Raw genomic sequence first — 13824 nt, forward strand, 5'->3', positions numbered from 1 at the left:
CGAATATGAGAGACGATGTGGAGGATGCCGTCGATGCCCGGCTCGCGGCCAGACTGGCCGAGCTGCGGGCCGAACGCGGCTGGTCCCTGGGGGAGCTGGCGGAGCGCAGCGGGGTGAGCCGCTCGACGCTCTCCCGGGCCGAGCGGGCGGAGACCAGCCCCACGGCCTCGCTGCTGAACCGCCTGTGCGGTGTCTACGGACGCACCATGTCGCAGCTGCTCAGTGAGGTCGAGGCGGCTCCCGACCTGCTCGTGCGAGCCGCGGACCAGGCCGTCTGGGAGGACAGCGCGTCCGGTTTCGTACGGCGGTCGGTGTCCCCTCCGCACCCGGGCCTGCGCGGCGAACTGGTCGAGGGCCGGCTCGCGGCGGGCGCCGACATCGCGTACGACCGTCCGCCCGTCCCCGGTCTCGAACAGCACATCTGGGTCCTGGCCGGGAGCCTCGACGTGACCGTGCGGGACGTCGAGCATCACCTCGCCGCTGGAGACTGCCTCCGCATGCGGGTCTGGGGGCCGACCCGCTTCCGGGCACCCGGCCCCGACGGCGCGCGGTACGTGCTGGCGGTGGTGCTGCCGTGACCGCCGTGTCCAGGCTGAGCGCAGCCGAACTCCTCTCTGTCGCCGACGAGTTGGCGGACCTGCTGACCGACACCGTGGACGGCGGGGCTTCCGTGGGGTTCCTCGCGCCGCTCGGCCCCGCGGAGGCCGCCGACTGGTGGCGGGGGCGGGCCGAAGCGGTCGCCGCCGGAGAACTCGCCGTCTGGGCGGCGCGCACCGGGGGCCGGGTGACCGGCACCGTCGGCCTCGCCTTCCCCGGCAGGCCCAACAGCCGGCACCGCGCCGAAGTGGTGAAGCTGATGGTGCACCGGGACGGCCGCGGACAGGGCCTCGGCCGCAGGCTCCTGGCGACCGCCGAGCAGGCGGCGGCCGCGGCCGGCGTCACACTTCTGCACCTCGACACGGAGACCGGCAGCCCCGCCGAGTCCCTCTACCGGTCCGCCGGATGGACACGGGTCGGCGCGATACCCGACTACGCGGAGACCCCCGAGGGCGCGCTGCACGCCACGACGATCTTCTACAAACACGTGGGACCTGCAATTCCACCCGGCTGACGCCCGCCGGGTGATTGTCAGTGCCCTTCGCTACGGTGCGGTCCATGCCGGATGCCCACGACGTACGCCGTATCGCCCTCTCCCTGCCGGAAACGGCGGAGAAGACCGCCTGGAGCATGCCCACGTTCCGGGTCGCGGGCAAGATGTTCGCCACGCTGCCCGAGAACGAGACCTCCATCGCCGTCCGCTGCCCCAAGGAGGAGCGCGACGAACTGGCCCTGGCCGAGCCGGGGAAGTTCTGGATCGCCGGCCACGAGGCGAACTTCGCCTGGGTCCGCGTCCGCCTCGCCGCCCTGGAGGACGAGGACGAACTGCGCGACATCCTGGCCGACTCCTGGCGCCAGGCGGCCCCGCCCCGGCTCCTCGACTCCCACCCGGAGCTGGGGCCCCCGGCCACCGGCTGACGCGACGGTCACGGCGGCCTCGGCACCGGCTCCGGACAGCCGCTCCCGCCTCGCCGGGCGGAGACGCACCCGCGTGGGCCCCGGGAACCCGCCGGACGCTCACCCGTGCGCCACCCCCGCCCCCAGGAACCCGCCGATCCGCTCCCGCAGCGTCCCCGCGTCGAGCCCGTGGGCGGCCACGTGTTCCTCGACGGTGCCGTACCGGCGCAGTTCACGGCGGCCCACGCCGAGACCGAGGACCCGGTGCGGCAGGTCGGCGAGCGCGTCGTTGGCGGCGGCCGTCGACGTACCCGCCAGGTACGGCTCGACCAGGACGACGTCCGCGGCCCCCGAACCGGTGGCCCGGCGCAGCCCCGCCGCGTCGAAGGGCCGGACGGTGGCCGCGTACAGGACCGTCACGTCGAGTCCCTCCGTCGCGTCCAGCACGGCGTCGAGCATGGGGCCCACGGCGACGACCACACCGGCGCGCCCCTCCCGGACGGTGAGGAGGCGGGCCCCGTCTACGGCCCGCCCGCGCGCGTTCGACTGCACGGAGAGCCGCACGTACACCTTGTCGTCCCCGGCGGCGACCGCGTGGCGCAGCAGTGTCTCCGCCTCGTCCGGATGGCCGGGGACGTGCACGGTCCAGCCGTCCAGCGTGTCGAGCAGCGCCACGTCACCCGGTGACATGTGGGTGAAGCCGCCGGCCGGCCAGTCGAAGGAGGCGGCGGCGCTGACCAGGACCGCACCGGCGTCCTGATGTCCGAGGTCCAGCTTGACCTGCTCGAAGGGCCGCTCGACCAGGAAGCTGGCGAAGGTGTGCGCCACCGGCCGCAGCCCGGTGAGCGCGAGTCCCGCGGCCGTGCCGACGAGGAGCTGCTCGCGGATGCCGACGTTGATCACCCGGTCGGGGTGCCTGCGCCGGGCCTCCGCGAAGCCGTCGGAGCCGATCTCCGCGAGGACGACCGCGACCCGCGGATCCTCGTCGAGCAGCCGCGTGACGACGGGGGCGAAGCGGTCGCGCATGGTGTCCATGGGGTGTTTCCCTTCCCGGGGGTCTCCCGAGCGAAGCGAGCGGATGACAGAGGGCGGCCGGGGTGGCTCAGGCGTCCTTGGGCTCGACCCGGGCCACGACCACGTGCGGCCGGCCCGGGTGCGGCGCGGTGAACGCGGCGTACAGCGCCGCGTGGTCACGGCCGTCCACGGTCTCCGTGGACCACCCGGCGGCCGCGAACCGCGCCGCGATCCCGCCGGGCCGGGCGTGACGGGCGGAGGAGTTGTCGATCACGACGGTGTGCAGCCGCTCGAGTCCGGCGGGACCGGCGTACGCGACGGCCTCGTGGTTGCTGCCCTCGTCCAGCTCGGCATCCCCGACCAGCACCCACACGCGCGGCGCGTCGAGCCCCTGGGCGCGCAGCCCGAGTGCCGTGCCGACGGCGATCGGCAGCCCGTGCCCGAGCGACCCGCTGCCGATCTCGGCGCCCGGCACCAGGACGCGGTCCGGGTGATGCCCGAGCGGCGAGTCGTAGGAGCCGAAGCCCGGCAGCCAGTCGACGGGCACAAAGCCCTTGGCGGCGAGTACGGCGTAGTACGCCATCGGCCCGTGCCCCTTGGACAGCAGGAACCGGTCCCGTCCGGGATCGTCCGTCCCCTCGGGCCGCACGTCGAGCACGCGGTCGTACAGCACCCACAGCACGTCCAGGGTGGACGTCGCCGCGGGTCCGTGCTTCTCGTCCCCCGTCATCAGCCCCATGAGCCCGGGCAGGTCCTCGTACCGGTACCGCGCGTGATCGCGCTCAGCCGTGATCGTCATGCCGACGATCGTGCAACCTCAAGCGGAGTTGAGGTCAACCGCCGGGTGCGGGAATTCGCCAGGGAGCCGCCGCTGTGCGTCGCCCCGTAAAAGCGGTGCGCGACCACCGGCCCGAGTGCGGTATTGTTTCCGTGCGCGTTCGGCCAGGGGAAACCCCAGGTCAGACGGGCATCGGGACGTGGCGCAGCTTGGTAGCGCACTTGACTGGGGGTCAAGGGGTCGCAGGTTCAAATCCTGTCGTCCCGACGTGTGAAGTCGACAGTCGGAGGCCGTCTTCCTTCATGGGGAGGCGGCCTCCGTCGTGCTCGCGCAGCCCGGTCGCCCCTTCGCGGTCCGGCTCCGTCACGCCTTGGCGAAGTCGACCTCGTCGGCCCGCACGACCTCGGCGTTCATGTTCCGCTCCATCATCTGGAAGGACGCCCGCGCGAGATCCTCGTGGATGTGGGCGACGGCGTCGCTCGGCACGGTCACCCGGAAGTGCCGGATGTGGGCGTCGAGCGCCGAGTACAGCACGCACTGCTCGGTGACCTGCCCGCACATCACGATGTGCCTCACCCCCTGCTCGGCCAGCAGGTACTCCAGTGGCGTCTGGTAGAAGATCGAGTGCCGGGCCTTGACGACGAAGAGCGACTCACCGTCCGGCCGGATCGGATCGACGAGGTCGGCGTGGGGCCCTCGCAGGGCGGCCTCCAGGAGCTCGTCGTGGTGCGAGCGCCACCGCCCGGAGTTGTCGTTGACATAGATGACGTCCGCTCCCTGTTCCCGGGCCCGGCCGATCAGCCGGCGCATCGCGGGCAGCGCCTTGCGCACGGAGTCGACCAGCACCTCGGCGTCCTCGTGCTCATAGGTGTTGATCATGTCGATGACGACCAGCGCGGTCTTCGGCATGTCGGAATCCACAAGTTCCTCCTCGGCCCAGGGAGCGGAGCCCACGGTGGCATCGTGCGCCCCGGCCGAAGCGTCCGACACGCCCCGGCCCGTCCAGGGCGCGGTGTTCGGGTGACACAGGGCCACGCGTCATCCCCTCTATGATCACGAACGCACGGTCCGGTTCTGTGCGGTACCCCTCTCGGACGCGGCCATCCGCCGGTCTTTCCCGGCACTCCCCGGGCCCGGGAGATCGCCGCTCGTCGGGCGCCGGTCTCCGGGCGGACGACTCCCGCCGGTCCGGTGCGCGGCATCGGGATCGGCCCGAAAAGGGATAGCGCGGCGCATTGTGGGAACGCGGACGGCTGCCCCGGAATCACCCGACCGGGGTCCCGCACCGTCCCGACCGTCCCGCACAGGAGGGCACATGCCAGCACCGCAATGGCCGTTGCGGACGGACACCCGCTTCGGCAGCAACGACGTGCTGGCGGGCCGGTACCGTCTGGACGCTCTTCTCGGCCGGGGCGGCGCCGCCGACGTGTACGGCGGCTTCGACCTGAGACTGCGGCGGCCGGTCGCGGTGAAGGTGTTCAGGCTCGGCACCGACGCGCAGACGGAGGAACGGTTCACCGAGGAGGCCGTGATGCTGGCCGGCCTCCAGCACCCCGGACTCGTCACGGTCTTCGACTCCGGACGGGAAGCGGGCAGCCCGTTCCTCGTCATGCAGCTCGTCACCGGTGCGACGCTGCGTGCCCGGGTCGCCGGGGGAGCCCTCACCCCCGCCGAGGCGTGCACCGTCGGCGCTGCCCTGGCGGACGCCCTCGACTACGTGCACGCGGCCGGAGTGGTGCACCGCGACGTCAAGCCGTCGAACATCCTCCTGGACGGGACGGGCGCACCCCACCTGACCGACTTCGGCATCTCGCGGCTGATGGACAGCACCACGCAGACCGCCACGGGCGCGCTGGTGGGCACCGCCGCGTACCTGGCTCCCGAGCAGGTCATGGGCCGGCCGGTCGGGCCCCCCGCCGACGTGTACGCGCTCGGACTGACCCTCCTGGAATGCCTCAAGGGAGAGCTCGAGTACGACGGCGCCCCGTTGGAGGCGGCGATCGCCCGCCTGCACCGTGCCCCGGTCCTCCCGTCCTTCCTGGGCGAGGAGCTGACCGCTCTGCTCGGCGCCATGACCGCCGTGGACGAGCACGAGCGCCCCGACGCCCGTACCTGCGCGGACCTGCTGTCGGCCCTGGGCGCGGGGGAGCGGCCCGCCGTGATCCGTGTGCTGCCCCCGCAGTCCCCCGGCGCGAAGGACGGCAACGACACGGCCCGGGTCCTCGGCGCAGGTCCCGGCATGCGCGCCGCCGACGGCGACGCCGCTCCCCTACGGCACGGCAGCGGGCGCGCGCTGGCCACCGCGGGCGCGGCGCTGGCAACGCTCCTGGGCGTCACCCTCGCGGGCGTGGTGGGTCTGCCCGACCACGGCGCCGCCGCGGGGCCCGACAGCCATGCCTCGTCCAGCGCGGGCACCGAGCCGTCGGACACCTCCGCGGCCGCGCCGGACCCGAAGGCCGCGCCGGGGAGCGCCTCCGCGCGGGCCAGCACGCAGCCCGTCACGTCCTCCGCGTCCGCGCCTTCCGCGTCGGCCCCCGCTCCCCGGGAGAACGCGGTGACAACTCGCCAGGTCGCTGCGCCGGCCAACCCCGAGCCGCAGGCCAGATCGCCCAAGCACAAGGCGCCCAAGAAGCAGATGGCGCCCAAGAAGGAGAAGGCGTCCGGCAAGCAGAAGGCGAACAAGTAGGACCAGCGGCGCCGGTCCAGGACGGTGCCGGAGCCCGGCGCACCGGCCTCACGTGCTGACCGGGGTGCTCGGCTGCCCCGCGGTGACTCTCGCCGATGTCCTCGCGGACCCGGCACTCCTGCCTGGGGCACCCCCTGTGTGATCAAAGTACCGGGAGCGTTAACATCTGAGCACCGCCTAGCTCGAAAGATAAACCTGTGACTGTCAACGACGACTCGTTCACCAACTGGAAGAACCGCGAGGAGATCGCGGAGTCGATGATCCCGATCATCGGGAAGCTGCACCGCGAGCGGGACGTCACGGTCCTGCTGCACAGCCGCTCCTTGGTGAACAAGTCGGTGGTCAGCATCCTCAAGACCCACCGGTTCGCCCGGCAGATGGCCGGTGAGGAGCTCTCGGTCACCGAGACCCTGCCGTTCCTGCAGACGCTCACCACGCTCGACCTCGGCCCGTCCCAGATCGACATCGGCATGCTCGCCGCGACCTACAAGTGCGACGACCGCGGGCTCTCGGTGGCCGACTTCACCGCCGAGGCCGTCGCCGGCGCGACGGGTGAGAACAAGATCGAGCGCCGCGAGGGACGCGACGTCGTCCTGTACGGGTTCGGCCGGATCGGCCGGCTCGTCGCCCGCCTGCTCATCGAGAAGGCGGGTTCGGGCAACGGCCTGCGGCTGCGGGCCGTCGTCGTCCGGCAGGGCGGCGCCCAGGACATCGTCAAGCGGGCCTCGCTGCTGCGCCGGGACTCGATTCACGGCCAGTTCCAGGGCACGATCACCGTCGACGAGGCGAACAGCACGATCATCGCCAACGGCAACGAGATCAAGGTGATCTACGCGGGCGACCCGTCGGAGGTCGACTACACGGCGTACGGCATCAAGAACGCCATCCTCATCGACAACACCGGCAAGTGGCGCGACCGCCAGGGCCTGTCGCAGCACCTGCGTCCGGGCATCGACAAGGTCGTCCTGACGGCGCCGGGCAAGGGCGACGTCCCGAACATCGTCCACGGCGTCAACCACGACACGATCAAGCCCGACGAGCAGATCCTGTCCTGCGCGTCCTGCACCACCAACGCGATCGTGCCGCCGCTGAAGGCGATGGCGGACGAGTACGGCGTCCTGCGCGGGCACGTGGAGACCGTCCACTCGTTCACCAACGACCAGAACCTGCTGGACAATTACCACAACTCCGACCGCCGTGGCCGTTCGGCGCCGCTCAACATGGTGCTCACCGAGACCGGCGCCGCCTCCGCCGTCGCAAAGGCGCTGCCCGACCTCGAGGCGAGGATCACCGGCAGCTCGATCCGCGTGCCGGTGCCGGACGTCTCGATCGCGATCCTGAACCTGCGGCTCGCCCGCGAGACCACCCGCGAGGAGGTCCTCGACTACCTGCGGAACGTCTCGCTGACCTCGCCGCTGAAGCGCCAGATCGACTTCATCAGCGCCCCCGACGCGGTCTCCAGCGACTTCATCGGCTCGCGTCACGCCTCGATCGTCGACGCCGGTGCCACGAAGGTGGAGGGTGACGACGCCATCCTCTACCTCTGGTACGACAACGAGTTCGGCTACTCCTGCCAGGTGATCCGCGTCGTCCAGCACGTGTCCGGGGTGGAGTACCCGACGTACCCGGTGCCCGTGAGCTGACGTGAGATGAGCCGGGCCCCGCGCCGGACGACCGCCGGCGCGGGACGGCGACAGCCGTACGCGGTGCCCGTCCCGGAGAGGGGGCGGGCACCGCGTACGGCTGTCGTGGGGTGTCCGGGGTTCGTGGCGGAGGCGGGACTCCGACGGCCGGGGTGTCCGTCAGGCCGCCTGGACCAGCTGCGCCCGTCCGAACAGCAGGGCGTATCCGTCGGGGAGCCGGCGGATGATGCGGGAGGTCAGATCGTCGCCGGCGAGGCGTGCGACGACACCGAGGACCGAGCCGGTGTCCCAGCGCGTGGTGGCCGGGGAGCCGCCGGTGCGTTCGGCGAGGTCCTTCACGAACCCCCAGCCGCTGAGCGGCTTGCCGGAGGGGATCTGCGAGGCGAGGAAGGCGGCCGCCTCCCGGGGCAGGAGGGCGGCGAGCTCGACGCGCTCGTCACCCGTCAGCTGCCGGCCGAGCGCTTCGAGGACGTGGCGGACGACGTCCTCCGCCCGTCGGCGGGTGGGGTAGGCGCCCTCGTAGCGCACCCTTTCCAGCATCTGCTCGAAAGTGACGGCCGCCGCCGGCGCTGCCGGAGGCGTGGGGGGCGCGGCGGGAGAGAGGAGGGTCATGTGAGGTGCGACGTCTTTCCTTGCGTGGGCCGATGTCGGGCGTGGACCGGGTGTGTGTGGGGGGCGGGCCGACGTCCTCATGTCGAGGCGTCCTCATGGGGAGGGAAGGCCCGTGGCGCCGGGGCGCCGGGGCGGAACCCTGGGCGAGCCGCCCCGAGCCGCCCCGAGCCGCAACGGCGGGCGTACGACCGGTTGTTCAGCCGTCGAGTTCCCTGCGCTTCCCGCTGCCGCGGACGCTGATCTTCCGGGGCCTGGCGCGCTCGGTGATCGGGATGCGCAGGGTGAGGACGCCGTCCTCGTAGTCGGCCGTGATGTGCTCGGTGTCGAGGGTGTCGGCCAGGACGACCTGGCGGGAGAAGACACCCAGCGGCCGCTCGGACAGTTCCGTCTGCGCGTTCTCGGACCTCGCGAGGGGGCGCCGTTCGGCCCGCACCGTCAGCATGTTGCGCTCGACGTCGATGTCCAGCGCGTCGGGGTCGATGCCGGGCAGGTCGAAGGCGATCACGTACTGGTCGCCGTCGCGGTAGGCGTCCATCGGCATCGCGGAGGGGCGGGACCACGTCCCCGGACCCATCAGGTGCTGGGCCAGCCGGTCGAGTTCACGGAACGGGTCGGTGCGCATCAACACGGGAAACACCTCCAGAAGGTTCAGGCAGTTGCTGCCAATGCGCTTCACCTGACTCCGTTGTAGCATGTCATCCATACGACGACAAGTGAGATGTCATCCGATTGATGACGATCGGGTCCGGCGGGCGGTCAGCGGGTCTGCGGAAGTGCGGAGCCGCCGTCTGCGGAGCCGCTCGACGAAGGAGACGAAGGAGAAGAAGGAGAGGCGATGAACGACGACAGCACCCCGGCTCCGGCCTCCTTCATGGCGGCGGCCACGGCTTTGGAGGCCATCGCGCGGGCCATGCGGACGGCCCGCGCCGCCGACGCCTCCTCCACGGACGACCCCGAGCAGGCGATGGCGGCGCTGCTGCTTCTGCGTGAGGTGCGCGAGCAGCTCGCCGACTGGGAACCGGGTCTGATCGAGACGGCCCGGGAGGCGGGCGCCAGCTGGGCGGACCTCGCCCGGCCGCTCGGTGTCTCCAGCCGTCAGGCGGCCGAGCGGCGGTACTTGCGCGTACGGCCCGGGGAAGCCGGTACGACCAAGGAGCAGCGGGTGCGGGCCACCCGCGACCGGCGGGCGGCGGACCGCTCCGTCGCGTCCTGGGCCCACGACCACGCCGCCGCACTGCGCCAGCTCGCCGGGACGATCACGGACCTGCCCGACCTTCCCGCGGCGGCGACGGACGCGCTGAGCGACCTCCGGGCGGCGCTGGGGGACAGTGATCCGGCCCGTCTGCTGGACCCCCTCACGGCGGCGGGGCCGCACCTGCGCACCGTGCATCCCGAACTCGCCGACCGGGTCGGTGACATCGGCCGCCGTACCCGGCTGATGCGAGAGACCGAACAGCGCCAGCGCTCCTCGGGCGCGCCGTAGGCACCCGCGGGGTCCGCGTCAGCGGGCGGAGTGCGTGAGCAGGTAGTCGATCGCCTGGGTGACGTCGTCCACGCTGTGATGGGGCACGGCGAGATCGTCGGGCCAGGGCCGCCCGCGGACCCAGATCGGCTGCAGTCCCGCCTTGTACCCGCCGGCGATGTCGTTCTCCGGGTCGTCGCCGATCATCCAGTCGTCGCGCGAGAGCTGGGTGCCGCACCGGGCCGCCGCCAGCTCGAAGAGGCGGGGATCCGGTTTGCGCACGTCGATGTCGCCGCTGGCCGCGATCCCGTCGATCAGGTCGGCGAGGCCGGTGGCGCGGATCTTGGCGCGCTGGATGTCGGACGGCCCGTTGGTGGCGACGCCGACGGTCCAGTCGGCGGCCCTGAGCCGGGCCAGGCTGTCGAGCACGGCGGGGCGGCAGGTGACGGCGGACGCCATGCGGTCGATGTACGCGCGCCACAGGTCCGCGGCGGACTCGTCCAGGTTGAAGAGCTCCCGGAGCCGGGCGAAGTCCTCCGGGCCCGCCCGGTCGGCGAGCTGCGTGAGCATCCAGTGCTCGACGTCGGGCCCGTAGCCGCGCGTGCGAGTCAGCTCGCCCACGGCCTCGGCGAACGCGGAACGACGGTCGACCAGGGTCCCGTCCAGGTCGAAAAGAGCCAGGCGCATGCGGTGACCTTAGCCTGGTGCGTCTCCTGCGTCCGTGAAGGTTCACGCCGACGTGCGGGCGCGGTCCAGGCGCTCGACGCCCGCGGCCGGCGTTCCGGGATCACGCGGGTCTTCGGCGGGCGAACCGGGCTCGGGCGCCGACCGCTTCCCGGTTCACCGCGATGGCCGCGATGGCCGCGGGCCGGGTTCCGGGACGGGGTGCGGGGTTTGCCGGTGGCCGCCTCCGGTGTCCGCGTGCGTGTCCGTCCCGGTGGGGGCCGTCGGTTCCGTCGCCACGAGGACCACCTGGTCCTCGGCCCGCCACTCGCGCTGTTCCGCCTTGGGCGGATTGAGCCGGACCCCGTGGTCGGGCGGCTGCCTCCGCAGGTCGTGACGGCGGTAGCCGATGGCGCACTCACCGCGGTCGCGCGCGGCGGCCACGACGGTCGCGAAGGTGGCCACGCCGCCCGGCCCGACATGGTGCCCGCCGGTTCTTCCGGGGCCGTTCGGCGATCCCGCGCACCGTCCCTCAGCTGCGCAGGACGCCCGCGAGGTACGCACCCAGGGCGGTGGTGACCGGCGGGTGGAGCCGGGCGCCCGGATACCCGTCGGGCCGCACCACGCCGCGGGGCGCGGCGCTGCGTCCGCGCGGCGGGCTCGGCGCCGAAGGCCGGGCGGGAGAAAACCCGGTGACCCGCTCCCGCCCGCTTCCCTACACTCGCCACACACCGTGCGCCACCACACGTCCGCAGCGCACGCCGTGACGAACGAGGGGAGCCGGGCCGTGCGTTGCCGCACCGCTGTCGTCGCTTCCCGGTCACGCTACGAGGTGATCCTCGTGTCCTCGTCCGCCCGGTGCCCGCTGCGCGGCCGGCACCGGACGTCCGTGACGAACGCCTGACCTGACACACAGTCACCTGGCGCGGCGCGCCCTGCGGGGCCGCGCCGCGCCGGGCGTCTCCGCAGCCCCGACCCCGGTAGCTCACAGGCGGCTTCGTCCGGGAACAGCGCCGCCCCTTTCCAGAGCGCCCGAAAGGCCCGAGCCGTGCGCACCGACCTGCACCCGCACCCGACCGTCCCGCTGACCGCCGTCCGCAATCTGGGCATCCTCGCCCACGTCGACGCCGGGAAGACCACCGTCACCGAGCGGATCCTCTTTCTCACCGGAGCCACCCACAAGCGCGGCGAGGTCCACGACGGCACGACCGTCACCGACTTCGACCCGCAGGAACGCGACCGGGGCATCACCATCTTCGCCGCGGCCGTGAGCTGCGACTGGGACGCCCACCGGATCAACCTGATCGACACCCCGGGCCACGTCGACTTCTCCGACGAGGTGACGCGCTCGCTGCGCGTGCTCGACGGCGCGGTCGCGGTGTTCGACGCCGTCGCGGGCGTCGAGCCGCAGAGCGAGGCGGTGTGGCGGCAGGCCGACCGGTACGGGGTCCCGCGCATCGCGTTCGTCAACAAGCTGGACCGTGCGGGTGCCGACCTCGACTCGGCGGTCGCGTCGATCCGGGAACGTCTGCATCCGGCCCCGCTGGTCGTCCAGTTGCCGATCGGTACGGAGGACGGCTTCACCGGGGTCGTGGATCTGCTGCGCATGCGGTCCCTGGTGTGGGCCGACGGCGGGGACACGGCCGAGGAGGGGCCCGTACCGGACGCGCTGCGCGACGAGGCGGGGCGCCGCCGCCGGCTGCTGGAGGAAGCGGTGGCGGAGCTGCACCCGCTCGCCCTGGAGGAGTTCTGCGCGGGCTCGACGCTCTCCGCGGACACGCTGAGGTCGGCGCTGCGCGACCTGACCCGCAGCGGTGACGGCGTGGTCGTGCTGTGCGGCTCGGCCTACCGCAACCGGGGCATCGAACCCCTGCTGGACGCCGTGGTCGCCTATCTGCCCTCGCCGCTGGACGTACCCGCGGCGCGGGGCACCTGGGACGGCAAGGAACAGGAACGGGCCGCCGACCCGGCGGCACCGCTCGCGGCCCTGGCGTTCAAGGTCGAGGCGACCGCCATGGGACGGCTGACCTTCCTGCGCCTGTACTCGGGAACGATCCGGACGGGAGACACGGTGTGGAACGCGACTGCACGGCGCACCGAACGCGTCGGCCGGGTGCTGCGTGTGCAGGCCGGCCGCCACACCCCGCTGGACCGGGCGGTGGCCGGTGACATCGTCGCGGTGATCGGGCCGAAGGCCGCGCGCGCCGGATCGACCCTGTGCGCCGCCGGAGCGCCGCTGGTGCTCGAACCGCCGACCGTGGCCGACCCCGTGGTCTCCGCGGCCGTCGAGGCGTGCGCGGGCACGGACACCGACCGGCTGGCGTCGGTGCTGGCGCGACTGGTGGAGGAGGACCCCTCACTGGTCGTCAGGACCGAACCCGAGACCGGCCAGACGACGCTGTCCGGCATGGGCGAACTGCATCTGGAGGTGGCCGTGGAGAAGATCCGCCGCGCCCACGGGCTGGACGTCCGGGTCGGCCGGCCGAAGGTGGCGCTCCGGGAGACCGTCGTCCGGGGCGTGGGCGGACTGGTGTACCGGCACGTCAAACAGGACGGCGGCGCCGGTCAGTTCGCCCATGTCGTCCTCGACGTGGAACCGATGGAGGCGGGCAGCGGCGCGGACGCCGGGGGCAGTGCGACGGGCTTCGCGTTCCGGTCGGCCGTCGTCGGCGGCCGGGTGCCCCAGGAGTACGTCCGTGCGGTGGAGGCAGGCTGCCGTGACGCGCTGGCGGAGGGGCCGCTCGGCGGTCACCCCGTGACAGGACTGCGCGTGGTGCTGACCGACGGGGCGACGCACGCGAAGGACTCCTCGGAGATGGCGTTCCGGGCCGCCGGCCGGTTCGCGCTCCGGGAGGCCCTGCGCGCGAGCACGATGGCCCTCCTGGAGCCGGTGGCCGACGTCACGGTCACCGTGCCGGTCGACGCCGTGGGCGGTGTGCTCGGCGATCTGGCCGCGCGTCGCGGCCGGGTCTCCGGCTCGGCCACGCGCGGGGGAGCTGCGGTGATCACCGCCACCGTGCCGCTGGCCGAACTGTTCGGCTACGCGACGCGGCTGCGCGGCCGGACCCGGGGCCGGGGAGTCTTCACCGCCCGGCCCGCCGGCTACGCCCCGGCCCCGGGCTCGGCGTCCCGCACGGCACCGACCCGGTGACGTCGCGGCGGTCCCGCCCCCGCACGGGCGGGACCGTCCTGCCGGGACCGGCCACACGGGTCTCCGTACACCCCTCGGGGACCGGCCACACCCCGGTCTCCGTACGCCCCTCGGGGACCGGCCACACCCCGGTCTCCGTACGCCCCTCGGGGACCGGCCACACCGGTTTCCGTACACCCCTCGGGGACCCCGTTGCCGCAGGTCGCGCCGGTCACGCCGGGTGACGGCGGGCGCAGGCCGGAGCTGAGCGCCCCATGTGCGAGCAGACGGACGCCCCGGCCCCGGCGGTCGTCGCTCTCGTGTCCGCCGGCGGTGGCACCG

The 13824-nt window shown here is 73.1% G+C and carries 14 protein-coding genes and 1 tRNA gene; 8 read left to right on the forward strand and 7 right to left on the reverse strand.

Going from position 1 to position 13824, the window contains the following annotated elements; genetic code table 11:
* Window positions 1–5: 5 nt before the first annotated feature.
* Genes AC069T_RS18530 through AC069T_RS18540 form a run of 3 tightly spaced genes read left to right on the forward strand, consistent with a single transcriptional unit; the run spans window position 6 to window position 1515 of the window.
* Window positions 6–578, forward strand: a complete 573-nt coding sequence (locus AC069T_RS18530; protein ID WP_478783757.1) for a helix-turn-helix domain-containing protein — start codon at window positions 6–8, stop codon at window positions 576–578.
* A complete protein-coding gene (locus tag AC069T_RS18535) occupies window positions 575–1111 on the forward strand; it encodes an N-acetyltransferase family protein (RefSeq protein ID WP_478783758.1) in 537 nt (178 codons plus the stop codon). The genes AC069T_RS18530 and AC069T_RS18535 overlap by 4 nt, the downstream gene beginning before the upstream one ends.
* 44 nt (window positions 1112–1155) lie before the next feature.
* Entirely contained in the window at window positions 1156–1515 is a 360-nt protein-coding gene (locus AC069T_RS18540) for an MmcQ/YjbR family DNA-binding protein (RefSeq protein WP_478783759.1), read from the forward strand.
* A gap of 99 nt (window positions 1516–1614) precedes the next feature.
* Here the strand turns inward: AC069T_RS18540 and AC069T_RS18545 are convergent, their stop codons facing one another.
* Complete coding sequence (locus tag AC069T_RS18545; RefSeq protein ID WP_478783760.1) at window positions 1615–2529, reverse strand: transketolase family protein; 915 nt, start codon at window positions 2527–2529, stop codon at window positions 1615–1617.
* A gap of 67 nt (window positions 2530–2596) precedes the next feature.
* Window positions 2597–3307 (reverse strand): transketolase, encoded by a 711-nt coding sequence (locus AC069T_RS18550; protein WP_478783761.1) that lies wholly within the window; start codon window positions 3305–3307, stop codon window positions 2597–2599.
* A gap of 172 nt (window positions 3308–3479) precedes the next feature.
* Here AC069T_RS18550 and AC069T_RS18555 point away from each other — a divergent pair.
* Window positions 3480–3553 (forward strand) — tRNA-Pro (locus AC069T_RS18555).
* Between the two features lie 96 nt (window positions 3554–3649).
* Here AC069T_RS18555 and AC069T_RS18560 read toward each other — a convergent pair.
* Window positions 3650–4195 (reverse strand): cysteine hydrolase family protein, encoded by a 546-nt coding sequence (locus tag AC069T_RS18560; protein ID WP_478783856.1) that lies wholly within the window; start codon window positions 4193–4195, stop codon window positions 3650–3652.
* A 406-nt stretch (window positions 4196–4601) separates the two neighbouring features.
* Here AC069T_RS18560 and AC069T_RS18565 point away from each other — a divergent pair, with 406 nt between their 5' ends.
* Together AC069T_RS18565 and AC069T_RS18570 are read left to right on the forward strand one after the other, a co-directional pair.
* On the forward strand, window positions 4602–5972 hold the full coding sequence (locus tag AC069T_RS18565; RefSeq protein ID WP_478783762.1) for a serine/threonine-protein kinase: 1371 nt from the start codon (window positions 4602–4604) through the stop codon (window positions 5970–5972).
* 197 nt (window positions 5973–6169) lie between these two features.
* The gene (locus tag AC069T_RS18570; RefSeq protein ID WP_478783763.1) at window positions 6170–7615 is read left to right on the forward strand and encodes a glyceraldehyde-3-phosphate dehydrogenase; all 1446 of its coding nucleotides are present in this window, start codon (window positions 6170–6172) and stop codon (window positions 7613–7615) included.
* A gap of 159 nt (window positions 7616–7774) precedes the next feature.
* On the opposite strand, the gene AC069T_RS18575 is transcribed toward AC069T_RS18570, so the two are convergent.
* Together AC069T_RS18575 and AC069T_RS18580 are read right to left on the reverse strand one after the other, a co-directional pair.
* On the reverse strand, window positions 7775–8155 hold the full coding sequence (locus tag AC069T_RS18575) for a DUF2267 domain-containing protein (protein WP_478783764.1): 381 nt from the start codon (window positions 8153–8155) through the stop codon (window positions 7775–7777).
* Between the two features lie 268 nt (window positions 8156–8423).
* The gene (locus AC069T_RS18580; protein WP_478783857.1) at window positions 8424–8855 is read right to left on the reverse strand and encodes an Hsp20/alpha crystallin family protein; all 432 of its coding nucleotides are present in this window, start codon (window positions 8853–8855) and stop codon (window positions 8424–8426) included.
* Between the two features lie 207 nt (window positions 8856–9062).
* Between AC069T_RS18580 and AC069T_RS18585 the strand changes: the two genes are divergently transcribed.
* On the forward strand, window positions 9063–9710 hold the full coding sequence (locus AC069T_RS18585; RefSeq protein ID WP_358850766.1) for a type III effector protein: 648 nt from the start codon (window positions 9063–9065) through the stop codon (window positions 9708–9710).
* 18 nt (window positions 9711–9728) lie between these two features.
* Here the strand turns inward: AC069T_RS18585 and AC069T_RS18590 are convergent, their stop codons facing one another.
* Together AC069T_RS18590 and AC069T_RS18595 are read right to left on the reverse strand one after the other, a co-directional pair.
* Window positions 9729–10376: an HAD family hydrolase gene (locus tag AC069T_RS18590; protein ID WP_478783765.1), complete on the reverse strand. Its 648-nt coding sequence runs from the start codon at window positions 10374–10376 to the stop codon at window positions 9729–9731.
* A 153-nt stretch (window positions 10377–10529) separates the two neighbouring features.
* A complete protein-coding gene (locus AC069T_RS18595; RefSeq protein ID WP_478783766.1) occupies window positions 10530–10817 on the reverse strand; it encodes a hypothetical protein in 288 nt (95 codons plus the stop codon).
* A 583-nt stretch (window positions 10818–11400) separates the two neighbouring features.
* Here AC069T_RS18595 and fusA point away from each other — a divergent pair.
* A complete protein-coding gene (fusA, locus tag AC069T_RS18600) occupies window positions 11401–13503 on the forward strand; it encodes an elongation factor G (RefSeq protein ID WP_478783767.1) in 2103 nt (700 codons plus the stop codon).
* Window positions 13504–13824 lie beyond the last annotated feature (321 nt).

Source organism: Streptomyces sp. NPDC043867 (genome assembly GCF_056435845.1).

Bases quoted from the DNA above. Each gene is read 5' to 3' on its own strand.
- AC069T_RS18585 (WP_358850766.1), top strand. From the start codon at position 9,063: ATGAACGACGACAGCACCCCGGCTCCGGCCTCCTTCATGGCGGCGGCC.
- AC069T_RS18540 (WP_478783759.1), top strand. From the start codon at position 1,156: ATGCCGGATGCCCACGACGTACGCCGTATCGCCCTCTCCCTGCCGGAA.
- AC069T_RS18565 (WP_478783762.1), top strand. From the start codon at position 4,602: ATGCCAGCACCGCAATGGCCGTTGCGGACGGACACCCGCTTCGGCAGC.
- AC069T_RS18590 (WP_478783765.1), bottom strand. From the start codon at position 10,376: ATGCGCCTGGCTCTTTTCGACCTGGACGGGACCCTGGTCGACCGTCGT.
- AC069T_RS18560 (WP_478783856.1), bottom strand. From the start codon at position 4,195: ATGCCGAAGACCGCGCTGGTCGTCATCGACATGATCAACACCTATGAG.
- AC069T_RS18545 (WP_478783760.1), bottom strand. From the start codon at position 2,529: ATGGACACCATGCGCGACCGCTTCGCCCCCGTCGTCACGCGGCTGCTC.
- AC069T_RS18575 (WP_478783764.1), bottom strand. From the start codon at position 8,155: ATGCTGGAAAGGGTGCGCTACGAGGGCGCCTACCCCACCCGCCGACGG.
- AC069T_RS18530 (WP_478783757.1), top strand. From the start codon at position 6: ATGAGAGACGATGTGGAGGATGCCGTCGATGCCCGGCTCGCGGCCAGA.
- AC069T_RS18550 (WP_478783761.1), bottom strand. From the start codon at position 3,307: ATGACGATCACGGCTGAGCGCGATCACGCGCGGTACCGGTACGAGGAC.